Annotated in this window: 24 protein-coding genes; 10 read left to right on the top strand and 14 right to left on the bottom strand. The window is 66.8% G+C overall.

All coding sequences use genetic code 11. From position 1 onward, the window contains the following. Positions 1-14: 14 nt before the first annotated feature. Positions 15-905, bottom strand: a complete 891-nt coding sequence (locus F3J14_RS10450; protein ID WP_166722898.1) for an alpha/beta hydrolase — start codon at positions 903-905, stop codon at positions 15-17. Positions 906-1009: 104 nt separating this feature from the next. On the opposite strand from F3J14_RS10450, the gene F3J14_RS10445 reads away from it, so the two are divergent. Next, positions 1010-1906 (top strand): LysR family transcriptional regulator, encoded by an 897-nt coding sequence (locus F3J14_RS10445; protein WP_166722897.1) that lies wholly within the window; start codon positions 1010-1012, stop codon positions 1904-1906. A gap of 84 nt (positions 1907-1990) precedes the next feature. Here F3J14_RS10445 and F3J14_RS10440 read toward each other — a convergent pair whose 3' ends face one another. The 4 genes from F3J14_RS10440 to F3J14_RS10425 form a co-directional block, all read right to left on the bottom strand. Then, positions 1991-2920, bottom strand: coding sequence for a LysR family transcriptional regulator (locus tag F3J14_RS10440; protein WP_166722896.1), 930 nt, complete (start codon positions 2918-2920; stop codon positions 1991-1993). A 175-nt stretch (positions 2921-3095) separates the two neighbouring features. Then, the gene (locus F3J14_RS10435; RefSeq protein WP_166722895.1) at positions 3096-3869 is read right to left on the bottom strand and encodes an SDR family oxidoreductase; all 774 of its coding nucleotides are present in this window, start codon (positions 3867-3869) and stop codon (positions 3096-3098) included. Positions 3870-4061: 192 nt separating this feature from the next. Next, positions 4062-4562, bottom strand: coding sequence for a DinB family protein (locus F3J14_RS10430; protein WP_166722894.1), 501 nt, complete (start codon positions 4560-4562; stop codon positions 4062-4064). A 65-nt stretch (positions 4563-4627) separates the two neighbouring features. Next, positions 4628-4990, bottom strand: coding sequence for a copper resistance protein CopC (locus F3J14_RS10425; protein ID WP_166722893.1), 363 nt, complete (start codon positions 4988-4990; stop codon positions 4628-4630). A gap of 102 nt (positions 4991-5092) precedes the next feature. On the opposite strand from F3J14_RS10425, the gene F3J14_RS10420 reads away from it, so the two are divergent. Together F3J14_RS10420 and F3J14_RS10415 are read left to right on the top strand one after the other, a co-directional pair. Further along, the gene (locus tag F3J14_RS10420) at positions 5093-5809 is read left to right on the top strand and encodes a 16S rRNA pseudouridine(516) synthase (protein WP_166722892.1); all 717 of its coding nucleotides are present in this window, start codon (positions 5093-5095) and stop codon (positions 5807-5809) included. A gap of 106 nt (positions 5810-5915) precedes the next feature. After that, positions 5916-6104 (top strand): hypothetical protein, encoded by a 189-nt coding sequence (locus F3J14_RS10415; RefSeq protein WP_166722891.1) that lies wholly within the window; start codon positions 5916-5918, stop codon positions 6102-6104. Here F3J14_RS10415 and F3J14_RS10410 read toward each other — a convergent pair. Further along, positions 6087-7124 carry an NAD-dependent epimerase/dehydratase family protein gene (locus F3J14_RS10410; protein WP_166722919.1) on the bottom strand — a complete coding sequence of 346 codons (1038 nt, stop codon included), beginning with the start codon at positions 7122-7124 and terminating at the stop codon, positions 6087-6089. The two genes, F3J14_RS10415 and F3J14_RS10410, sit on opposite strands and share 18 nt — an antisense overlap. Before the next feature lie 106 nt (positions 7125-7230). Between F3J14_RS10410 and F3J14_RS10405 the strand changes: the two genes are divergently transcribed. The 3 genes from F3J14_RS10405 (at position 7231) to F3J14_RS10395 (ending at position 10210) form a co-directional block, all read left to right on the top strand. Then, positions 7231-8262: a CDP-6-deoxy-delta-3,4-glucoseen reductase gene (locus F3J14_RS10405; protein ID WP_166722890.1), complete on the top strand. Its 1032-nt coding sequence runs from the start codon at positions 7231-7233 to the stop codon at positions 8260-8262. A 294-nt stretch (positions 8263-8556) separates the two neighbouring features. Continuing rightward, positions 8557-9741 (top strand): acetylornithine transaminase, encoded by a 1185-nt coding sequence (locus F3J14_RS10400; protein ID WP_166722889.1) that lies wholly within the window; start codon positions 8557-8559, stop codon positions 9739-9741. A 13-nt stretch (positions 9742-9754) separates the two neighbouring features. After that, positions 9755-10210 carry a GNAT family acetyltransferase gene (locus tag F3J14_RS10395; RefSeq protein WP_059531751.1) on the top strand — a complete coding sequence of 152 codons (456 nt, stop codon included), beginning with the start codon at positions 9755-9757 and terminating at the stop codon, positions 10208-10210. 21 nt (positions 10211-10231) lie between these two features. On the opposite strand, the gene F3J14_RS10390 is transcribed toward F3J14_RS10395, so the two are convergent. From F3J14_RS10390 to F3J14_RS10355, 8 genes are all read right to left on the bottom strand, one after another. Further along, entirely contained in the window at positions 10232-10903 is a 672-nt protein-coding gene (locus F3J14_RS10390) for a DUF2278 family protein (protein WP_166722888.1), read from the bottom strand. A gap of 263 nt (positions 10904-11166) precedes the next feature. Further along, positions 11167-11883 carry an ABC transporter ATP-binding protein gene (locus F3J14_RS10385; RefSeq protein WP_006750046.1) on the bottom strand — a complete coding sequence of 239 codons (717 nt, stop codon included), beginning with the start codon at positions 11881-11883 and terminating at the stop codon, positions 11167-11169. Then, positions 11883-12659 carry an ABC transporter ATP-binding protein gene (locus F3J14_RS10380; protein WP_006750047.1) on the bottom strand — a complete coding sequence of 259 codons (777 nt, stop codon included), beginning with the start codon at positions 12657-12659 and terminating at the stop codon, positions 11883-11885. Before F3J14_RS10380 ends, F3J14_RS10385 begins: the two co-directional genes overlap by 1 nt. A gap of 24 nt (positions 12660-12683) precedes the next feature. Next, a complete protein-coding gene (locus F3J14_RS10375) occupies positions 12684-13853 on the bottom strand; it encodes an ABC transporter ATP-binding protein (RefSeq protein WP_166722887.1) in 1170 nt (389 codons plus the stop codon). Positions 13854-13872: 19 nt separating this feature from the next. Further along, a complete protein-coding gene (locus tag F3J14_RS10370; protein WP_166722886.1) occupies positions 13873-14823 on the bottom strand; it encodes a branched-chain amino acid ABC transporter permease in 951 nt (316 codons plus the stop codon). 211 nt (positions 14824-15034) lie between these two features. Beyond that, positions 15035-15871, bottom strand: coding sequence for a branched-chain amino acid ABC transporter (locus F3J14_RS10365; protein WP_166722918.1), 837 nt, complete (start codon positions 15869-15871; stop codon positions 15035-15037). 272 nt (positions 15872-16143) lie between these two features. Next, positions 16144-17124 (bottom strand): 4-hydroxy-3-methylbut-2-enyl diphosphate reductase, encoded by a 981-nt coding sequence (gene ispH / locus F3J14_RS10360; protein WP_006750051.1) that lies wholly within the window; start codon positions 17122-17124, stop codon positions 16144-16146. Positions 17125-17126: 2 nt separating this feature from the next. Then, the gene (locus F3J14_RS10355; RefSeq protein ID WP_166722885.1) at positions 17127-17582 is read right to left on the bottom strand and encodes a peptidylprolyl isomerase; all 456 of its coding nucleotides are present in this window, start codon (positions 17580-17582) and stop codon (positions 17127-17129) included. Between the two features lie 135 nt (positions 17583-17717). Here F3J14_RS10355 and radC point away from each other — a divergent pair, with 135 nt between their 5' ends. The 4 genes from radC (at position 17718) to nadB (ending at position 20899) form a co-directional block, all read left to right on the top strand. Further along, positions 17718-18494, top strand: coding sequence for a DNA repair protein RadC (gene radC / locus F3J14_RS10350; RefSeq protein WP_166722884.1), 777 nt, complete (start codon positions 17718-17720; stop codon positions 18492-18494). A 238-nt stretch (positions 18495-18732) separates the two neighbouring features. After that, the gene (rpmB, locus tag F3J14_RS10345; RefSeq protein ID WP_004186391.1) at positions 18733-18966 is read left to right on the top strand and encodes a 50S ribosomal protein L28; all 234 of its coding nucleotides are present in this window, start codon (positions 18733-18735) and stop codon (positions 18964-18966) included. Positions 18967-18983: 17 nt separating this feature from the next. Continuing rightward, positions 18984-19151 (top strand): 50S ribosomal protein L33, encoded by a 168-nt coding sequence (rpmG, locus tag F3J14_RS10340; RefSeq protein WP_006478046.1) that lies wholly within the window; start codon positions 18984-18986, stop codon positions 19149-19151. Between the two features lie 161 nt (positions 19152-19312). Beyond that, entirely contained in the window at positions 19313-20899 is a 1587-nt protein-coding gene (gene nadB, locus F3J14_RS10335) for an L-aspartate oxidase (protein ID WP_006750054.1), read from the top strand. The last annotated feature ends 41 nt before the right edge of the window (positions 20900-20940 follow it).

Genomic DNA, 20940 nt, shown 5'->3' with positions numbered 1-20940 from the left:
CCGGCCGGCGCGCATCAGTCTCGCTCGCAGAACCCGAGGATTGCTTCCGCGACCGCCGCCGGCGCCTCCCGCTGCGGAAAGTGCCCCACCCCGTCCAGCACCTGTCGCGCGTAGCGCCCCGTGAAGAACCGCTCGCGCCCGGCCGAGCCGTCCGGGTGATTGCAGGCATCCGCGCCGCCATGCAGCACGAGCGTCGGCACCGATAGCCGCGGCGCCGGGTTCAGCCGGGCTTCGTCGTCCGCATAGGCCGGCGTGCCGGGCGCAAAGCCCCACCGCTGCCGGTACGAATGCAGCACGACGTCGATCCAGTCGGGTCCGTCGAACGCCGTGGCAGCCGCGTCGAATTCCGCATCGCGGTACCAGCCCGGCGGCGACCACGTATCCCACATCAGGCGCGCGAACGCGCGACGGTCGTCGCGCAACGCCTGCTCGCCGCGCGGCGTCGCCATGAACCAGTGATACCAGTAATTGCGCGCCTGCTGCAGCGACAGCGGCTGCGCGGGATCGTTGGTGCCGTAGCCGACCGACAGCATCACCAGGTGCGACGCGACGCCGTCGCGCAGCCCGCATGCGTTCGCCACCGCGCGGGCACCCCAGTCGTGTCCGACCAGCAGGGGCCGCTCGAGGCCGAGCACGTCGACGAATTCCAGCACGTCGCGCCCAAGCGCCGCGAGCTGGCCGCTGCGCGGCACCGTCGCGTCGCGAAAACGGGTCGGCGCGAAACCGCGCAGCGCGGGCGCCAGTACGCGATAGCCGCGGACAGCCAGCGCTTGCGCCACCGTCTCCCAGCCGACCGGGCTGTCCGGCCAGCCGTGCAGCAACACGGCCACGCGTTCGCCGCGCGGATTCCATTCGAGATAGGCGAGTTCGAGCGACGCGGTCGTCGCAAATCGATAAGCGGTCATCGTGCACTCCGGTGGGTCGTCTGAAGGTCGATGGTAGAGCGGCCGCTCATCATGATTCGCGGCGTATCATGATCCATTCTTTGAATATCGCGTTGAATTGACCTATGGAATCGCCGACCGATCGCGCATCGACCGCGCTCGACATCGCGCTGTTGCGCACCTTCCTCGAAGTCGTCGACAGCCGCGGCTTCGCGCCAGCGGCGGAGCGCCTCGCGCTGACGCCGTCCGCGGTCAGCGGCCACATCAAGCGGCTCGAGCAGGCAGCCGGCACGGTGCTGCTCGCGCGCACCACGCGCCGCGTCGCGCTCACGCCGGCCGGCGACACGCTGTACGCATACGCGCGCAACATCGTCGACATGGAGCGCGAGGTGCGTGCCCGGCTGCGCGGCGCGCCCGCGCATGGCCGGCTGCGCGTCGGCGCGTCGGAGGACTTCGCGGGCACGTGGCTGCCGCAGGTATTGCGCACGTTCCGCGACAACCATCCGCGCACGTCGATCGAGCTGAAGGTCGGGATCACCGCTTCGCTGTTGCGCGAGCAAGTGCTGGGCCGGCTCGACGTCGTGTTCGGCAAGCAATGCCGGCAACTCGACGCACCGGGCGAACTGCTGTGGGAAGAACCGCTCGTGTGGGCGTTCGCGTCGGATACGGTGCTCGACGCCGAAGGCGACGTGCCGCTCGCGCTGTTTCCGGAGCCGTGCGTGTATCGGGAAGCCGCGGTGTCTGCGCTCGCCGCCGCGCTGCGGCCGTTTCGCGTGCTGTTCGAAAGCGGCAGCATGGCCGGGTGCGTATCGGCCGCGCTCGCAGGCTTCGCGGTCACGGCGCTCGCGCGCAGCCAGTTGCGCGACGGTCTGCGCGCATGCGGGCCCGACGACGGCCTGCCGGCGCTGCCGGCCGCGCGCTTTCATGCGTTCGCATCGAAGCCCGACGGTGCAGCAGCCGCACTGATCGACGCGGTGCGGGCCACCGGGCGCAGCCGGCAGTTCGCCGTGCGGCCCGGCTGAACCCGCACGCCGCGGCCGCGACACCCGTCGACGGCCGCTGACACCTGCCGATCGCGGTCGGCGCAGGCGAGCGCGGCGCCCTTTTCAGTCGCCGCGCGCGGGCACGCCCGTGTCGTTCAGCGCATTCGCCATCAACTCCCCGAACCACTCGATGAACGCGTTGAGCCGCCGCGACCGGTGCCGGCGATGCGGATACACGGCTGACACGTCCATCGGTGCGGCGCGATGGCCGGGCATCACCTCGACCAGCGCGCCGCTATCGAGCAGGTGCACGACGTCGAAGCGCGGAATCTGGATCAGCCCCATCCCGGCGATGCAGCTTGCGATATAGGTTTCGGCGTTGTTGACGATCACGCGACTCGGCAGCGCCAGCGTGTGCTGCCCGCCGTCCGCGCAGTATTCCCAGCCGAGTTCGCGGCCGGTCGTCGGCGACGCATAGCCGATCGCCCAGTGTCCGTGCGCGAGCGCATCCGGATGCTCGGGCACGCCGCATTCGCGCAGGTAGTCGGGGCTCGCGCAGTTGATCAGCGCGAACTGCCCGAGCGGCCGCACGACGAGGCTGCTGTCCGCGAGCCGTCCGACCCGGATCGCGCAGTCGACGCCCTCCTGCACGAGATCGATCGTGCGGTCCGTCGAGCCGAGCGACAGTTGCAGCTTCGGGTAGCGGCGAAACAGCGACGGCAGTGCTGGCGCGATCACGCGGCGCGCGATCCGGCTCGGCGCATCGACGTTCAGCCGCCCGATCACGTCGCGATCGCGCCGCCGGAACAGCCGGTCGAGTTCGTCGGCTTCCGCGAGCAGGCGCCGGCCGCGCTCGAGCAGCAGCGCGCCGTCGGCGGTCAGCTGGACCTGCCGCGTCGTGCGGTGCAACAGGCGCGTGCCGAGCGCCGTCTCGAGCTGCTGGACAGCGGCCGACACGGTCGCGCGCGGCACGTCGAGCGCATGCGCGGCCTTGATGAAGCTGCCCATCTCGGCCACCTGAAGGAAGATTCTGACCTGGTCCAGCTTGTCCATCGGCGGAAAACATAGGTTCGGACGACCGTCGCCGGCACGCGCCGCATGGCGCGGCCGAGTCCGGCGGCACAGGAAAAGCGGGCGCGCGGCTTCATGCCCGCGCGCCCGTCCATTGTCCATGCAAACGGTCCATTGCGGGTCGCCGCGCGCACGCGACGCCCGCCGGCACGGCCCGTTACTTGGTCGTATAGCCGCCGTTGATCAGGATCGTCTGGCCGGTGATCCACCAGCCGTCGGTCACGAGATGACGGATGAACGGCACGACGTCCTCGATGTCGGTGAGGCCCGTCTTGCTGAACGGCGACAGCGCGGCTGCCGTCTTGTGATACGCGACCGCCTCGGCGCCTTCGGCCGGATAGAAGAATGGCGTGTCCATCGGACCCGGCCCGACCGCCGTCACCGAGATGCCGCGCGCGCCGTACTCCTTCGACGCGGCGCGCGTGAAATGCTCGACCGGCGCCTTCGACCCTTCGTAGGCCGCATAGAACGGCGTGAACGCGCCGAGCAGCGACGTCACGAGCGTGACGAGCTTGCCGTGGTCCTCGAGGTGCCGCCCCGCCTCCTTGATGAAGAAGAACGCCGACTTGCTGTTCACCGCGAACATCTCGTCGTATTCGGCCTCGGAGATGTCGGTGAACGGCTTCTTCAGCACCTTGCCGACAGTATTGATCGCGATGTCGATCTTGCCGAAGCGCTGCTTCGCGTCGTCGAACAGCTTCTCGACCGCGGCGGCCGTCGTCAGGTCGGCCTGGAACGTCGCGGCTTGCGCGCCGGCCGCGCGCACCGCGGCAGCCGTCTCTTCGGCCTGCGCCTGCGACGCCGCGCTGTTGTAGTGAATCGCCACCGCCTTCGCGCCGTGGCCGGCCAGGTCCCGGGCGATCAGGCCACCGAGATTCTTGGCGCCGCCTGCGATCAGGACGACCTTGTCTGCGAGCGTGTGAGTCGCCACGGTTGACTCCTTTTAGCGTTGAATGAAGCCAGGAGTGTAGGCACGCACGACGCGACGGTCAGCCGGGCACGGCTGGATGAATTATCCAGAAACGCGGCCCAATCATTCGGCCGGAATGGTGGGCTGCCGCACCGACAACGGCCGCTCAACCTGCTCGACGCGACACGATGCCCGGCCACCGGGCCGCACGAGTCAGCGTGCGTACAGCTCTGCGTCGATCTTGCCGAGCAGCCACTGCATGCCGGCCAGATGCTGCTGGTCGTGGCTGCACAGGTAGTGCAGGAGGCCGCGCACGGTCAGCGCGCCGTAGCCTTCGAACTCGCCGGTGCGGGCGAACTGCGCGGGCGTGATGCGCGCCACGAGGTCGAGCGTCTCGCGCCGGGCGTCGCGAATCGCCGCGAGCACATCGGAGGCGTAAGCGGCGTCGTAGCGGCGTTCGATCGCAAGCGCGTCGCCGTCGACCGACACGAGCAGCGGATGATCTTCTTCGAGCATCCGCCGCAGCCGCACGTGATAGCCGTCGATCTCGATGTCGCGCACGTGGCAGAGCTGCCCGAGCGGCGAGAAGTGCTCGCTCGGGATTCCGCTCCAGTCGTCGGGGGTCCAGCGCGCGTAGCCGTCGGGCACGGCGGCGAAATGGGCTTCGAGCTGGCGGGGAAAATCGGCGAGTGCATCGAGCGTCGTCGGATTCATGCGGGAACCTCCGTGTCGGATGAAGACGACGGCAGCCCTGGCACGGGCCTGCCGCCACAGTGGCACTACTTCACGCTGAAGCCATACATCCCTTGCGTGCGATGTCCGTCGGCCGCGACGACCACCCATTTCACCGTATAGGCGCCTGCGCCGAGCGCGGTGAGCGGCACCGTCATGCGCTTGCGGTTCGCGGCGTCGATCTTCGCCTGGCCGTCGGACACCGGCTTGCCTGCGCCGTCGACGACGACGATCGAGCTGAATGCCGGCTCCGGCGGCTCGGTGAACGCGATGGTGACGGCGGCCAGCGCCGCGTTCGCGGCAGGGTCGCTGCTCGCGACGTGCGCATGCGCGAATGCGGCCGACGAAACCGTTGCGGCCAGCACGATGGCGGCGGCCTGCCGGCCGAACAGCAGCGAATCGAATGGCATGGACTTTCCGTGAAGAATGAACGCGCGCAGCGCTCCGGGAGCTTACCAGCGCGAGCGCGTTCGTGCCGGTGCCGGCACGCCGCTTGATAGAATGCGCGCGCTATGGATCTCGAAAGCATTCTCTACACGCAGGGCTTCGGCTCGCGCCGCCAGTGCCGCGGCCTGATCGAAACGGGCCGCGTCACCGTCGCGGGCGCGAGCGCGACCGACCCTGACGCGTCGTTCGACACCGACGGCCTCGTATTCACGGTCGATGACACCGCATGGCCGTTCCACGCCCGCGCGTATCTCGCACTCAACAAGCCGGCCGGCTACGAGTGTTCGCGGGACCCGCAACACCACGCGAGCGTGTTCAGCCTGCTGCCCGCGCCGCTCATCGCACGCGGCGTGCAGTGTGTCGGCCGCCTGGACCAGGACACGACGGGCCTGCTGCTGCTGTCCGACGACGGCCAGTTCGTGCACGCCTACACGTCGCCCAAGCGCAAGGTGCCGAAGACCTACGTCGCGACCGTGCGCCACCCGCTCGACGACACCCAGCTGAACGCGCTGCGCGCCGGCGTGCAGCTCCACGGCGAGCCGAAGCCGATCGCGGCGGTCGCCGCCCACGCGCGCGACACGCACGCGCTCGCGCTGACCGTCCTCGAAGGAAAATATCATCAGGTGAAACGCATGGTCGCCGCGGCGAGCAACCGCGTCGAGGCGCTGCACCGCGAAAGCATTGGCGGCTTCACGCTGCCGGACGACCTCGCGCCCGGCGCGTGGCGCTGGCTCGGGGAAAGCGACCTGTCAGCGCTGCGCGATTCCGTCAAAACCCTCTAAGGGAAAATCCGCACGACCGTTCGGTGTCCGGCCGCATCGCGGCCGCACGAACCCCCGCTATACTGAAATCACAAGCTGTACGAGCAGCGATGCAGGGGGAGACATCATGAACATCAATCATTCGTTGGAACTGTCGTACGTGATGATCGCGTTCGCGGTCGTGGGCGCCATCGTGATCGGCGCACTGCTGGCCACGATGCACAGGAAGCACAAATATCATCCGAACCTGATCGGCGCGCTGATCGGCGCGTTGCTGTGCTTCCTGCTGATCGAGGCGTTACCGGCGCTGACCTGACGCGCCGCGCGGCGCGAGCGTTTGAAGGAATTCGTCTACGGTCGGGTAGCGCAACGTCACGCACAATTCGGTCTTGAGGCGTGCATTGGACAGGCGCCGCGACTCGCGCATGAACGACAGCAGCGTCGGCTCGAGCTGATGCTCGGCGTTCGCGCGGCTGATGCGCGGCGGCGGCGGCAGGCCGAACACCCGCGCGACCCGGTCGAAATACTCTCCCATCCGCAGTTCGCTGTCGTCCGACGCGTGCACGGCGCGCGCCGGCTTGCCACGCACGACCGCGCGGCGCAGGATCGTCGCGAGATCGTCCGCGTGAATGTGATTCGTGTAGACGTCGTCGGCCGCATCGAGCGCCGGCGTGCCGCGCTCGAGCCGCGCGAGCGGCAGCCGGTTCGCCGCGTAGATGCCGGGAATGCGCACGATGCGCGCGGACAGTGCGCCGCGCACCGTCGCCGCCCGCAGCTGACGCTCGGCCGACACGCGCCGGAACGCGCGCGGATTCGCCGGGCGCAGCGGCCGCGTTTCGTCGATTCGCGCCCCGCCGCAATCGCCGTAGACGCCCGTCGTGCTGGCGTAGACGAGCGTCGGTGCGCGAAGGGCGTCGGGTACAATACGCGCTGCCCGACCGAGCGCACCGGCCTGTCGGGTCGCGACGCGCAGCGTGCGAAGCCGGCCGACCGCGGATACCGACGGTGCGGCGGTTCGCCGCGCAGGCACGGACAATGCGGCGATCAGCGCACGGGTGCGGCGATCGTCGCTGCTGTCGGATTGCGGCGGCGCGAGATGCAGGATCGTGCGGGCGAGCCCGGCGATCCGTCCGAGTGTCGCCCGGCGATCGAGGTTGCCGACGATCGGCGTCGCGCCTGCCGCGCGCAATTCGTCGCAGCGGCCCGGATGGCTCGTCAGCGCGACGATGCGCAGGTCGCAGCGCGCGGCGCGCCATTGCGCGACGCAGCGCAGGCCGACGTCGCCGCAGCCGACGATCAGTGCGCGCGGGCGGCGCAGGATTCGAGTCGCGATCATGTTGGTTGCGAAATCAGTAGCCACCGTTGCGCGGCGCGCAACGGGTTTGCATTGTAGCTGCCGTGCGCGACATGCACGGTTCTCCCATTTTGTTCTATTTGGTTCTATGGCATTCAACGTTACTCTCAAGCAAAGCGGCCGGCAGTTCCAGGTCGAGTCGGACGAAACCGTGCTGGCGGCGGCGCTGCGCCAGAACGTCCATCTGCCGTACGGGTGCAAGAACGGCGCGTGCGGCTCCTGCAAGGGCCAGATCGTGTCGGGCCAGATCGAACAGGGCCCGCACGCCGCGTCCGCACTGTCCAACGACGAGCGCACGCGCGGCCTCGCGCTGCTGTGCTGCTCGAAGGCGCAATGCGACCTCGAGATCGACGTGCGTGAGATCGCCGGCGTCGACGGCGTGCAGGTGAAGAAGCTGCCGTGCCGGATCGCCGCGCTCGAGCGCCGTGCCGACGACGTGATGGTCGTGAAGCTGCAGCTGCCCGCCAACGAACGCCTGCAATACCTCGCGGGCCAGTACGTCGAGTTCATCCTGAAGGACGGCTCGCGCCGCAGCTACTCGATGGCGAACGCGCCGCACGAGGAAGGCCCGGTCGAGCTGCACATCCGCCACATGCCGGGCGGGAAGTTCACCGACCACGTGTTCGGCGCGATGAAGGAGCGCGACATCCTGCGCTTCGAAGGCCCGCTCGGCACGTTCTTCCTGCGCGAGGATTCCGACAAGCCGATCGTGCTGCTCGCGTCGGGCACCGGCTTCGCGCCGATCAAGGCGATCATCGAGCACGTGAAGCACACGGGCGTCACGCGCCCGATGACGCTCTACTGGGGCGCGCGCCGCAAGAAGGATCTCTACCTCGGCGAGCTCGCCGAGCAATGGGCGCGCGAGATCCCGAACTTCAAGTACGTGCCGGTGCTGTCCGAGCCGGACGACGCCGACCAGTGGACCGGTCGCACCGGCTTCGTCCACCGCGCGGTGATCGAGGATCTGCCCGATCTGTCGAGCTACCAGGTGTACGCATGCGGCGCGCCGGTGATGGTCGAATCCGCGCAGCGCGACTTTACGCAACACCACGCGCTGCCGGCCGACGAGTTCTACGCGGACTCGTTCACGAGCGCCGCCGATCTCGCACATCCGGTCTGAGCACCGGGCGCGCCCGCGCCTGCCGCTGTGCTCCGCCGTGTCACATCCGTGGCATCGCGGCGGTTTACAGTGGGGCGCGGGATGCCTTATGCTTGCGCACATGAACCGCTTCCTGTCCGCTCTCCGACGTCGCCGCTCGCCGCTCCGCCCGGATGCCGCCGGCTCGTCACGGACTCGCGCGTAACCCTCCTCCGCTTCACCGGTTACGCACAAGCTGTTCGATCCACCAGCCACGGCCTTCCGTGGCTTTTTTATTGCCCGTTTCCCTTTCAACGCCCGCTGGAGTCTGCTGCCATGCCCCTGAACGATTACCCGATCGACTCGCTGATGTACATCACGAACCGCCCCGACATCGTGTTTACGCACGGCAAGGGTTCGTGGCTCTACGATCACACGGGCAAGCGCTATCTGGACTTCATCCAGGGTTGGGCCGTCAACAGCCTCGGCCACTGCAATGATGGCGTTGTCGACGCGCTGAAGAGCCAGGCGGAAAAGCTGCTGAACCCGTCGCCGGCGTTCTACAACGAGCCGATGGCGAAGCTCGCGGCGCTGCTCACGCAGCACAGCGTATTCGACAAGGTGTTCTTCACGAACAGCGGCGCCGAGGCCAACGAAGGCGCGATCAAGCTCGCCCGCAAGTGGGGCCGCAAGTTCAGGAACGGCGCGTACGAGATCATCACGTTCGACCACAGCTTCCACGGCCGCACGCTCGCGACGATGTCGGCCAGCGGCAAGCCGGGCTGGGACACGATCTACGCGCCGCAGGTGCCGGGCTTCCCGAAGGCCGAACTGAACAACATCAACTCGGTCGAGAAGCTGATCACCGACAAGACCGTCGCGGTCATGCTCGAGCCGATCCAGGGCGAAGGTGGCGTGATTCCGGCGACGCCCGAGTTCATGCGCGAGCTGCGCGCGCTGACGAAGCAGCACAACCTGCTGCTGATCGTCGACGAAGTGCAGAGCGGCTGCGGCCGCGCGGGCACGCTGTTCGCGTACGAGCTGTCCGACATCGAGCCGGACATCATGACGCTCGGCAAGGGTATCGGCAGCGGCGTACCGCTCGCGGCTCTGCTGTCGAAGGCCGACGTCGCGGTATTCGAGGCCGGCGACCAGGGCGGCACCTACAACGGCAACCCGCTGATGACGGCGGCCGGCTATTCGGTGATTTCGCAACTCGTCGCACCCGGCTTCCTCGAAGGCGTGCGGGCGCGCGGCGAATACCTGAAGCGCAAGCTGCTCGAACTGTCGGAGGAGCGCGGCTTCGAGGGCGAACGCGGCGAAGGCCTGTTGCGCGCGCTGCTGCTCGGCAAGGACATCGGCCCGCAGATCGTCGAGAAGGCGCGCGACATGCAGCCCGACGGCCTGCTGCTGAACGCGGCGCGCCCGAACCTGCTGCGCTTCATGCCCGCGCTGACCGTGACGACCGAGGAAATCGACCAGATGATGGCGATGCTGCGGTCGATCCTCGACACGCTCTAAGGAGACCGCCGCGATGGATGCTGCCGCCGATGCTGTCGCCATCCGCCCGTTCGAACGCGCCGACACCGATGCCGTGCTTGCCGTCTGGCGCGACGCATTCCCGCAGTACGACGAAGCCGGCGCGCCGCCGCACCGCGATCCGCTGCGATCGATCGAGCTGAAGCTCGCGACGCAGCCGGAGCTGTTCTTCGTCGCGACCTGCGGCGCACGGGTGGTCGGCACGCTGATGGCGGGTTTCGACGGACATCGCGGCTGGCTCTACTCGTTCGGTGTGTCGAACGACGCGCGGCGACTCGGCATCGGCCGCGCGCTGATCGCGCATGCGGAACGCGCGCTCGCCGCGCGCGGCTGCCTGAAGATCAATCTGCAGGTGCTGCCCGGCAACGACGATGCGTGCCGCTTCTATGCGGCGCTCGGCTATCGCGTCGAGGAACGCATCTCGTTCGGCAAGACGCTGCCGGCCGCCTGACGACGCCGGCAGTCGCCCTCCTCAGCGCGTGATCGGCCCCGCGTCCGGCAGCGGATTGCCGAGCGCGTCGGTCGGCACGGCCTGCTTCTCGAATGCCGCGAAATACGCGGCCCATTGCGTATCGCTCACGCGCACGATCAACGCGCCGTCCTGCCACACGTCGTTGTGATCGTTGTGGTCGTTGCCCGCGCGGTGCAGGTAGTTCGAGCCCGTCGAACCCTGGTTCATGTGCGTGTCGTGGATGCCGTTGCCTTGCGCATACGTGCGGCCGAACACGACGACGTCGAGCTCTTGCGACTGCGCGGCGTTGACTAGCCGCAGCAGTGACGGAATCGGCTCAGCGCTCTCCGTGCCGTCCATGACGGCGCTGGCGCGCCATGCGCCCGTCTCGTTCAGGATGTCGCTGCGCAGATAGTCGAGCGCCGGCAGCGCCGTTTGCCCGGTGAGATCCGTATAGCCTTCGGCCGCGGCCGCGAGCGTCGCCGTGACCGGATGATGGAAATCGTAGACGAGCTTGTAGTTCAGCAGGTCGTCCGCGTCGTTGGTGCCGACGTTGATCGCGACGTCCCAGTCGCCCGCCGGCAACGCGAGCGTCAGGTGAATGTGATACTGGATTTCGCTGCCGTGCGGCGAGCCCTTGAGCTTCGCCACCGACGTCACCTTCGCCTTCACGAAACCGTAGTCCAGACTCATGCGTGCTCTCCGTATCCCGATGGATCGACCATGCTACACAGCCCGCGTGTCGGTTTGCGGACGGCCGGTTGCGGACGGCCGGTAGCGGACGGCCGGTTGCGGACGGCCGGTGTCACTATCGAATCAATGGAGTCGCATCCGCGCGCACAGTTCGCCGTCGGGCGCGCCGCACGAAAAAAAGGCTGTCACGAGATCCCGTGACAGCCTTTCGAAAACCCTGGCGGGACACGCCGGCATCCGCCGCCGCGCCGCCCCGGGCCCGCTCATTCACCCAGATACGCGGCCCGCACCTTCGGATCGTCGAGCATCTGCTTCGCATCGCCTTCCATCGTGACCGTGCCCGAGTCCATCACGTAGCCGCGGTCGGCCGCCTGCAGCGCGAGGCGTGCGTTCTGCTCGACCAGCAGCACCGTGATGCCCTCCTTCGAGATCTCGCGCACCACTTCGAAGATCTTCTCGACCATGATCGGCGACAGGCCCATCGACGGCTCGTCGAGCAGCAGCAGCTTCGGCTTGGACAGAATCGCGCGCGACATCGCCAGCATCTGCTGCTCGCCGCCCGACAGCGTGCCGGCCAGCTGCGTCGCACGCTCCTTCAGGCGCGGAAAGAAGCCGAACATCCGGTCGACGTCCTTCTTGATCTGCTCGTTGTCGTTGCGCAGGTACGCGCCCATCTGCATGTTCTCGATGATCGACATCCGCGCGAAGATCCCGCGGCCTTCCGGCACCATCGCGAGGCCGCGCTTCAGGAGCTCATGCGACGGCACGCCCTTGATCGACTTGCCGTCGTACTCGATATCGCCCGCCGAATACGGCTTCAGACCCGTGATCGCCTTCATCGTCGTGGTCTTGCCTGCGCCGTTCGCGCCGATCAGCGTCACGAGCTCGCCCTGACGGACTTCCATGTCAACGCCCTTGACGGCCTGGATGCCGCCGTAGTTGACCTGCAAGCCCTTGATTTTCAACATTGCCGCTGCCATCAGTGCACCCCTGCGCCGAGATATGCCTCAATCACCTTCGGATTCTTCTGCACGTCCTGCGGCAGACCCTCGGCGATCACCTTGCCGTAATCGAGCACCGTCATCCGGTTACACAGACCCATCACGAGCTTCACGTCGTGCTCGATCAAGAGGATCGTGCGGCCATCCGAGCGGATCTTGTCGAGCAGGCGCGTGAGTTCGACCTTCTCGGTCGCGTTCATCCCGGCCGCCGGCTCGTCGAGCGCGAGCAGCTTCGGGTCGGTGGCAAGGGCCCGCGCGATTTCCAGCCGGCGCTGGTGGCCGTACGACAGGTTGCGCGACGTGTAGTCGGCGTACTGCAGCACGCCGACGTATTCGAGCAGCTCGATCGCACGCTCCTTGATCTCGCGCTCTTCCTTGCGCTCGGCCGGCGTCTGGAACACCGCGCCCAGCAGCCCGTGCTTGGTGCGCACGTGGCGGCCCACCATCACGTTCTCGAGTGCGGTCATCCCGCCGAACAGGCGGATGTTCTGGAACGTGCGCGCGATGCCCGTCTTCGCGACCTGGTGCACCGCGGTCGGCTTGTATTCCGTGCCATCCAGCTTGAACTCGCCGGAGTCCGGCGTGTAGAGGCCCGTGATCACGTTGAAGAACGTCGTCTTGCCGGCGCCGTTCGGGCCGATCAGCCCGTAGATCTCGCCTTCCTTGATCTCCAGGCCGACGTCGGACAATGCCTGCAGCCCGCCGAAGCGTTTGTTCACGCCCTGCACGGACAGTCGGATTTGCTTGTCGCTCATGTGTGTATCCCCTGTGTCCGTCGATTAAGCGCGCACCGGCTTCTTGCTGGCGCGCTTCGCCAGTTTCGCGATCTTGTCCTCATGCTTCGGCGCGGGCCACAGGCCTTCCGAGCGGTACAGCATGATGATCACCATCGCGAGGCCGTACAGCGCCTGGCGGATCACTTCCGTATCGACGATGTCGTGACCGAACAGCGCATGCTGCAGCGGGCTCATCGTCGAGCGCAGGAATTCCGGGAAGATCGCGAGCAGCACCGCGCCCAGGATCACGCCCGGGATGTGACCCATGCCGCCGAGCACGACGCAGGCGAGCACGACGATCGATTCCCAGAACGTGAACGATTCCGGCGACACGAAGCCCTGGAACGAACCGAACATCGCGCCCGACAGGCCGCCGAACGATGCGCCCATCGCGAACGCGAGCAGTTTCACGTTACGGGTGTTGATGCCCATCGCCTTCGCCGCGATCTCGTCTTCGCGGATTGCCGCCCACGCGCGGCCGATACGCGAGTGCTGCAGGCGCGTACAGACCCAGATCACCAGCAGCGAGCACAGCACGAACAGGTAGTAGTACATGTACACCGACGGCAGCTGGAAGCCGAACAGCGTGTGCGTTTGCGACAGGTTGAAGCCGCCGACGTGCACCGGATCGATGCCCGTGATCCCCTTCGGGCCGTTGGTGATGTTCACCGGACGGTCGAGGTTGTTCATGAAGATCCGGACGATTTCACCGAAGCCGAGCGTCACGATCGCCAGGTAGTCGCCGCGCAGGCGCAGCGTCGGCGCACCGAGCAGGATCCCGAAGGTGGCCGCCAGCGCCATCGCGATCGGCACGATGAGCAGGAACGGGATGTGCAGCCCGTTCGGCGCGAGCGCCGCGATCCACTCGAACTGCGAGGTCAGGTGCGGCGAGCTCAGGAGCGCCGCCGTGTACGCGCCCACCGCGTAGAACGCGATGTAGCCCAGGTCGAGCAGGCCGGCGAAGCCGACCACCACGTTCAGACCCAGCGCGAGCATCACGTACAGCATCGCGAAGTCGAGCACGCGGACCCAGTAGTTGCCGCCGGCCGAGCCGATGATGATCGGCGCCGCGATCACGAAGGCCGCGGTCAGGATGCCGATGATGACGGTCTTGGTGGTGTTGCGTTCTTCGACGAGCGACGTCGAGGATTCGATCGGTTGAATGGATGTCATGTTGTTTGCTCCCCTTCCGTTACGCGCGATCCGCGACACGTTCGCCCAGCAGGCCCGACGGACGGAACACCAGCACGATGATCAGCACGATGAAGGCGAACACGTCCTGGTAGTTACTGCCGAATACGCCGCCCGTGAGGTTGCCGATGTAGCCGGCACCGAGCTGCTCGATCAGGCCGAGCAGCACGCCGCCCACCATCGCGCCGCCGAGGTTGCCGATACCGCCGAGCACCGCCGCCGTGAACGCCTTCATACCGGGGATGAAGCCCATGTAGAAGTGCACGTTGCCGTATTCGGACGCGATCATCACGCCGGCCAGCGCGGCGAGCGCGGAGCCGATCATGAACGTCGCGGAAATCACGAAGTTCGGGTTCACGCCCATCAGGCTTGCCGTATTCGGGCTTTCGGCGATCGCACGCATCGCGCGGCCGAGCTTGGTCTTGTGCACGAGCAGCAGCAGGCCGCCCATCACGATGAACGCCACCGCGATGATCACGATTTCAGTGACCGAGATCACGGCGCCGGGCGTCGCGTCGGTCGCCTTGATCACGTTGATCGGATCGGTCGGCAGCAATTGCGGGAACGGCAGCGGGTTGCGCGACCAGATGATCATCGCGGCCGTCTGCAGCAGGATCGACACGCCGATCGCGGTGATCAGCGGGGCGAGGCGCGGCGCGCGGCGCAGCGGCCGGTACGCGACGCGCTCGATCGCGAAACCGACGAACGCACACACGACCGCCGCAATGCCCAAGCCGATCGTCAGCGTCGCGACGTTGCCGAGTCCGGGGAAATGGTTCTGCAGCACGGTGATGGCCGACAGCGCAACCATCGCGCCGATCATCAGCACGTCGCCGTGCGCGAAGTTGATGATGCCGAGAATGCCGTACACCATCGTGTAGCCCAACGCGATGATGGCGTACACACTGCCGAGCACCAGCCCGTTGAGAACCTGCTGGACGAAAATATCCATTTAAAGCTCCTTGGCCCATGCTGCCGGAGGACGTTGCGCCCCGCGGGTAAGCGAGGAATCGCGCCTTCTCGGCGACACTGCGGGTACTAGTCGATACCGGTAAGGGTGGATCGTCCCGGCGCGCGCCGCCCGGCCTGTACGGCCGGACCTGCCGCCGGAGCGGATACAAAAACGGCACCGCACTGTTCCGGTGCCATCAAGAGTCCTGTCGCTAAATCGTCACGACATCGAGGACGGTGTACTTGGCCTCCTTGAAGTCGTAGGGCAGCGTGCCGAAACGGCCGGCCTCCGGTTTACCGAAGTCCACGCCTTTTTCCGTCCGGGCCGGGGCGAACCCCGCGTCCGGGCAGATCAGGTTCCGCGCCGCGTCGCCCGCGGGCTCGACCACCTTGACGGCGCACATGCCATTGTCGCCAAGGATTTGCGCTCCGATGCCGGACGCCGTCGCCTGTTCGGCAAACCGGCCGTCCGCCGCCGCCCGCGCGGCGCCCGAACGGGCATCGCGAAGGTGGTGCCCGACTTTCGTCAGGACTGCGTCGGAATTCGTGAAACGAAGCAGGCCGCCCGCCGCGCCGCGGGTCGCGGCGACATGCCGTTTCGTCGAATCGAAATGAAAGGGGATCACTGACATCTGCACGCTGCCTGTGTTGCCCCGAAACCCGGGCGTCGGTCGTATGACGCGCCCTGCTGCCGCCGCATCACGGTCGGCGGCTCGTTGTCGGGCGAACCACGTGCCCGTCGCCCGGTTGGCCGCAGCGCTGCCGGCGAGTGCTGCCCGCCGTGCCGAATGCATGCCGATCTTCGGGCCCTGCGCGTTGAAATCCTCGATCGCCAAACGTGCCCCGTTATCCTTGTCACCGTCCGATTGCGCGATGCGGTACGCCGCCGGCGTCGCACGACCGGTTCCGGCAGCGTGCACGTCGCTGCTCGCCGGTACTGCGTATGCCGCAGCCTCCCCACCCGCCCCGTCGTCGCTCTTTTTGCTGCGACCGGCAAGCATTGCAACCGGTGCGGCGACGAACCTGGCGTAAGCCAACCTCACATGCATCGAATAGGTCTCCCGCGCCTTCCCAAAACCCGATTCCAAAGCCATTCCGGCCTGAAAACGGGCGCATTGTAACTCCATTTACAGGACGCCAATATTCCTGATTCGATGGGGTTTTCCTGCATTGCAACCAATTTTGAGAGACGGTTAAGCGCGGGGATAGCAACCGGGTTGCACTATTAATGTGAATAATGGTTGCGATCTCGTTTTTCATGACGCAAAAAAAAGCGCGCCCGGAGGCGCGCTTTTGGCGTACCGCGAGTGCGATGCGGCAATCAGACGGCGGGCGGCAGGTTCAAGCCGCGCGGCAGCGGAAACGACACGTTTTCCTCGATGCCGTCGAGTGCGCGGACGTTGCGCACGCCGAGCTCGCGCAGCCGCGCGATCACGGCCTGGGCGAGCACTTCGGGCGCCGATGCGCCGGCCGTCACGCCGATGCGGCGCTTGCCTGCGACCCACGCGGGATCGATCTGGTCGGGTGCGTCGACCATGTACGCGGCCACGCCGCGCTTCTCGGCCACTTCGCGCAGGCGGCTCGAATTCGAGCTGTTCGGGCTGCCGACGACGATCACGACGTCGCACTGCGGCGCCATGAACTTCACCGCATCCTGGCGATTCTGCGTCGCGTAGCAGATGTCCTGCTTCTTCGGCTCGCGGATCTTCGGGTACTTCGACTTCAGCGCGCCGATGATCTCGGCCGCGTCGTCGACGGACAGCGTCGTCTGCGTGACGAGCGCGATGCGCTCGGGATCGGCGAGCTCGAGCTTCTGGACGTCCTCGACGCTTTCGACGAGATGCATGCCGCGCTCGACCTGCCCCATCGTGCCCTCGACTTCCGGATGGCCCTTGTGGCCGATCATCACGATGTCGACGCCGTCCTGGCGCATCTTCGCCACTTCGACGTGCACCTTCGTGACGAGCGGGCAGGTTGCGTCGTAAATGCGCAGCCCGCGCACGTCCGCCTCGTCGCGCACGGCTTTCGACACGCCATGCGCGCTGAAGATCACGGTGTTGCCGGCCGGCACTTCCTCGAGTTCCTCGACGAAGATCGCGCCCTTCTTCTTCAGATCCTCGACCACGTACTTGTTGTGGACGATTTCGTGACGGACGTAGATCGGCGCACCGTGCATCGCGATCGCGCGCTCGACGATCTCGATGGCGCGGTCGACCCCTGCGCAGAAGCCGCGCGGCTGGGCCAGCAGGATTTCGGCATCGGCGGCGACGGTCTGCCCGGACAGCGTATCGGTGGTACTCATGATTACAGGATTCCGATGATTTTCACTTCGAACGTGAGCGCCTGGCCCGCGAGCGGATGATTGAAGTCGAACAGCGCCGAGGTTTCGCTGACTTCCTTCAGCACCCCTGCATAGCGGCCGCCGTCCGGCGCGTTGAACTCGATCAGCTCGCCCGGCGTGAAATCGTCGCCGACCATCCCGTTTTCGCGCAGCGTCGACAGCGTCACGCGCTGGAGCATGTCGGGATTGCGGGGACCGAACGCCTGCTCGGGGGTTAGCTGAAAAGTCGAATGGTCGCCGACCCGCAGCCCGAGCAGAATCTGTTCCAGCGAGGGCGCCAGTTGCCCCGCGCCGAGCAGCAGCGTGGCGGGCTTGTCGGAGAAGGTGTTGACGATGTCGGCGCCGTCGGCCAGTGCAAGCCGGTAATGCAGCGTGACATGGGAACCGGGCTTCACTTCGGATAGATCGATGAGGCTCATGAATTACTCGTGTTCGTCGGCGCCCGAACTGGCCGAAAGGCCCGGCGCAAAGCCAATATTGTAAGTCACCTGAGCGCGCAAGGCTGAAAGTGCGACGACGTCGCATCCACGCCCGCCGCCAATGGAGTTTCGCTCATGCTGTCACCCTGCCTCGCCGCCCCGGCGACCGAATGTCGCGACACCGTCGATGCCCCGGCCGCTCCAGCCCGCCACACGGGCGCGGCCCGGCCGCGCAAGCGTCGCCCGCGCAACTGGAAGCCGCATCTGCCGCGCGAGCGGTTGCTGGAACGCGGGCCGGCCGCGCTGACCGACGCGGAGCTGATCGCGCTGCTGCTCGGCACCGGCGGCGGCGGCCGGGATGTATTCGCCAGCGCCCGCGCGCTGCTCGCCCGGTTCGGCGACTCGCTGCGCGATATGCTCGATGCGGAGCCGGACGTGTTCGCCACGCACCCGGGCATCGGCACGGCGCGCTCAGCGGTGCTGATCGCCGTGACCGAGATCGTGCGGCGCGCGCTGGTCGAAAAAGCGCGCGAGCGGCTGCAGATCGACTCGCCGGGCGCGGTCGAGGACTATCTGCGGCTCAGGATCGGCACGCGTCCGCACGAGGTGTTCGTCACGCTGTACCTCGACGCCCGTCACGGCCTCATCGACGTGGAAGAAAGCGCCCGCGGCTCGCTGACGCGGATGGCCGTCTATCCGCGCGAGATCGTGCGGCGCGCGCTCGTGCTGAATGCCGCCGCGCTGATCATCGCGCACAACCACCCGTCCGGCGCGGTGCAGCCGAGCGCCGAAGACCGGCGGCTGACTCGCGTGCTCAACGAGGCGCTCGCACTCATCGACGCGAAGCTGCTCGATCACGTGGTCGTCGGCACCGCCGATACATTTTCGTTCGCGCGTGCCGGTTGGCTGTAGACTGTGGCCCGGCGACCCGCCCCGGGGGCGCCGCGACGATGAAGCGAAATTGGGTTTGATTTTTCTGAACTTTTTCTGCTAGAATCATCGTCTGTCTTTTTTCCAACCAGTTCTAGCCATCGAAGGGCCTTGTCTGTAAGGGCTTCGGCGTTCTGAGTGCAGCCATGGATCACGTGGCGGTACGATGGAACCTTCATCGGCGATCGAACCCCGAATTTAGCGTATTAGGAGTGCTCTCATGGCACGCGTATGCCAAGTAACTGGGAAAGCGCCGATGAGCGGCAACAACGTTTCCCACGCCAACAACAAGACCAAGCGTCGCTTCCTGCCGAACCTGCAAAACCGCCGGTTCTGGGTAGAGAGCGAAAACCGCTGGGTGCGCCTGCGCGTCTCGAACGCCGGCCTGCGCCTGATCGACAAGAACGGCATCGATTCCGTGCTCGCTGACCTGCGCGCACGCGGCGAAGCCTAAGCCCAAGGAGCATAATCATGGCAAAAGGCGCACGCGACAAGATCAAGCTCGAGTCGACCGCTGGCACGGGTCACTTCTACACGACCACGAAGAACAAGCGCAACATGCCGGAAAAGATGGCGATCAAGAAGTTCGATCCCGTCGTCCGCAAGCATGTGGAATACAAAGAAACCAAGATCAAGTAATCTCCGGTTTCTGCAGCCTGACGGCGACCAAAAAGCCCCGCACATGCGGGGCTTTTTGTTTTGCGCACGCGCGCGCGGGCCCGACGCGGTATGCTCTTCCCTTTCCGCGGCCACGGCCGACGGAACGCACAAGATCTAAAGCGTAACGATGGAGATGCAGCATGAAATTCGACGTGGCGATCGTCGGCAGCGGCCTGGCAGGGCTGTCGGTCGCACTCAACCTGGCCAGCACGCGACGTGTCGCGCTGATCGCGAAACGTTCGATGATGGAGGGGGCGAGCGATAACGCGCAAGGCGGTATCGCGGCTGTCCTCGACTCGGCGGATAGCATCCAGAACCACGTCGACGACACGCTGGTCGCCGGCGGCGGGCTGTGCGACGAAGGGGCGACGCGCTACATCGTCGAGCACGGCCGCGAAGCGATCGAATGGCTGATCTCGCAAGGCGTGCCGTTCACGAAGGACGATGCGGCCGAACTCGGCTTCCATCTGACGCGCGAAGGCGGCCACAGCCACCGCCGGATCATCCATGCGGCCGACGCGACCGGCCATGCGGTGCTTGCGACGCTGTCCGACCGCGCGCGCCAGCATCCGAACATCACGTTCTTCGAAAACCACCATGCGATCGACCTGATCACGTCGGACCGGCTCGGCCTGCCCGGCCGCCGCTGTCACGGACTGTATGCGCTCGACGTCGACAACGACCGCACGATCACGATCGAGGCGCCGCACACGGTGCTCGCGACCGGCGGCGCCGGCAAGGTCTACCTGTACACGACGAACCCCGACACCGCGACCGGCGACGGCATCGCGATGGCGTGGCGCGCGGGCTGCCGCGTGTCGAACATGGAATTCATCCAGTTCCACCCGACCTGCCTGTTCCATCCGTATGCGAAATCGTTCCTGATCTCGGAAGCCGTGCGCGGCGAAGGCGGCTTGCTGAAGCTGCCGGACGGCACGCGCTTCATGCCCGCGCACGATCCGCGCGCGGAACTCGCGCCGCGCGACATCGTCGCGCGCGCGATCGACTTCGAGATCAAGAAGCGCGGGATCGACTGCGTGTATCTCGACATCAGCCATCAGCCGGAAGCGTTCCTGCGCGAACACTTCCCGACGATCCACGCGCGCTGCCTCGAATTCGGCATCGACATCGCCCGGCAGCCGATTCCGGTCGTGCCGGCCGCGCACTACACGTGCGGCGGCGTCGTCACCGACCTCGCTGGGCGCACCGATCTCGCGGGCCTGTATGCGGTCGGCGAAACGTCGTACACGGGGCTGCACGGCGCGAACCGGCTCGCGAGCAATTCGCTGCTCGAATGCCTCGTGATCGGCCGCGCGGCGGCCGAGGCGATCGAGGCGGCCGGCTTCGACGCCGAAACGCCGGCCACGCTGCCCGCATGGGACGAAAGCCGCGTGTCGGATGCGGACGAGGAAGTCGTCGTGGCGCACAACTGGGACGAGCTGCGCCGGCTGATGTGGAACTACGTCGGCATCGTGCGTACCGACAAGCGTCTCGAACGCGCGAAGCACCGCTTGTCGCTGCTGCGCGACGAGATCCACGAGTACTACGCGAATTTCCGCGTGACGCGCGACCTGCTCGAACTGCGCAATCTGGTCGACGTCGCGACGCTGATCGTGAAGAGCGCATACTCGCGCCGCGAAAGCCGCGGGCTGCACTACAGCCGCGACTGGCCGCACACGCTGCCGAAGGCGCTGCCGAGCGTGCTCACGCCGCGCTCGCGCCGCTGACCGGTACGCCCTCCCGGGGGCGGCCGCCATACAGAAAAAGG

Source organism: Burkholderia sp. Tr-862 (assembly GCF_011753085.1).
Taxonomy (GTDB): domain Bacteria; phylum Pseudomonadota; class Gammaproteobacteria; order Burkholderiales; family Burkholderiaceae; genus Burkholderia; species Burkholderia ambifaria.
The sequence above is the reverse complement of the archived record's forward strand: the minus strand, read 5'-3'. Positions and strand labels throughout refer to the sequence as shown.

Excerpts from the sequence above, each read along its gene's own strand:
- F3J14_RS10450 (WP_166722898.1), bottom strand. The coding sequence starts at position 905 with ATGACCGCTTATCGATTTGCGACGACCGCGTCGCTCGAACTCGCCTAT.
- F3J14_RS10445 (WP_166722897.1), top strand. The coding sequence starts at position 1,010 with ATGGAATCGCCGACCGATCGCGCATCGACCGCGCTCGACATCGCGCTG.
- F3J14_RS10440 (WP_166722896.1), bottom strand. The coding sequence starts at position 2,920 with ATGGACAAGCTGGACCAGGTCAGAATCTTCCTTCAGGTGGCCGAGATG.
- F3J14_RS10430 (WP_166722894.1), bottom strand. The coding sequence starts at position 4,562 with ATGAATCCGACGACGCTCGATGCACTCGCCGATTTTCCCCGCCAGCTC.
- F3J14_RS10425 (WP_166722893.1), bottom strand. The coding sequence starts at position 4,990 with ATGCCATTCGATTCGCTGCTGTTCGGCCGGCAGGCCGCCGCCATCGTG.
- F3J14_RS10420 (WP_166722892.1), top strand. The coding sequence starts at position 5,093 with ATGGATCTCGAAAGCATTCTCTACACGCAGGGCTTCGGCTCGCGCCGC.
- F3J14_RS10415 (WP_166722891.1), top strand. The coding sequence starts at position 5,916 with ATGAACATCAATCATTCGTTGGAACTGTCGTACGTGATGATCGCGTTC.
- F3J14_RS10410 (WP_166722919.1), bottom strand. The coding sequence starts at position 7,124 with ATGATCGCGACTCGAATCCTGCGCCGCCCGCGCGCACTGATCGTCGGC.
- F3J14_RS10405 (WP_166722890.1), top strand. The coding sequence starts at position 7,231 with ATGGCATTCAACGTTACTCTCAAGCAAAGCGGCCGGCAGTTCCAGGTC.
- F3J14_RS10400 (WP_166722889.1), top strand. The coding sequence starts at position 8,557 with ATGCCCCTGAACGATTACCCGATCGACTCGCTGATGTACATCACGAAC.
- F3J14_RS10395 (WP_059531751.1), top strand. The coding sequence starts at position 9,755 with ATGGATGCTGCCGCCGATGCTGTCGCCATCCGCCCGTTCGAACGCGCC.
- F3J14_RS10390 (WP_166722888.1), bottom strand. The coding sequence starts at position 10,903 with ATGAGTCTGGACTACGGTTTCGTGAAGGCGAAGGTGACGTCGGTGGCG.
- F3J14_RS10385 (WP_006750046.1), bottom strand. The coding sequence starts at position 11,883 with ATGGCAGCGGCAATGTTGAAAATCAAGGGCTTGCAGGTCAACTACGGC.
- F3J14_RS10380 (WP_006750047.1), bottom strand. The coding sequence starts at position 12,659 with ATGAGCGACAAGCAAATCCGACTGTCCGTGCAGGGCGTGAACAAACGC.
- F3J14_RS10375 (WP_166722887.1), bottom strand. The coding sequence starts at position 13,853 with ATGACATCCATTCAACCGATCGAATCCTCGACGTCGCTCGTCGAAGAA.
- F3J14_RS10370 (WP_166722886.1), bottom strand. The coding sequence starts at position 14,823 with ATGGATATTTTCGTCCAGCAGGTTCTCAACGGGCTGGTGCTCGGCAGT.
- F3J14_RS10365 (WP_166722918.1), bottom strand. The coding sequence starts at position 15,871 with ATGCATGTGAGGTTGGCTTACGCCAGGTTCGTCGCCGCACCGGTTGCA.
- ispH (WP_006750051.1), bottom strand. The coding sequence starts at position 17,124 with ATGAGTACCACCGATACGCTGTCCGGGCAGACCGTCGCCGCCGATGCC.
- F3J14_RS10355 (WP_166722885.1), bottom strand. The coding sequence starts at position 17,582 with ATGAGCCTCATCGATCTATCCGAAGTGAAGCCCGGTTCCCATGTCACG.
- radC (WP_166722884.1), top strand. The coding sequence starts at position 17,718 with ATGCTGTCACCCTGCCTCGCCGCCCCGGCGACCGAATGTCGCGACACC.
- rpmB (WP_004186391.1), top strand. The coding sequence starts at position 18,733 with ATGGCACGCGTATGCCAAGTAACTGGGAAAGCGCCGATGAGCGGCAAC.
- rpmG (WP_006478046.1), top strand. The coding sequence starts at position 18,984 with ATGGCAAAAGGCGCACGCGACAAGATCAAGCTCGAGTCGACCGCTGGC.
- nadB (WP_006750054.1), top strand. The coding sequence starts at position 19,313 with ATGAAATTCGACGTGGCGATCGTCGGCAGCGGCCTGGCAGGGCTGTCG.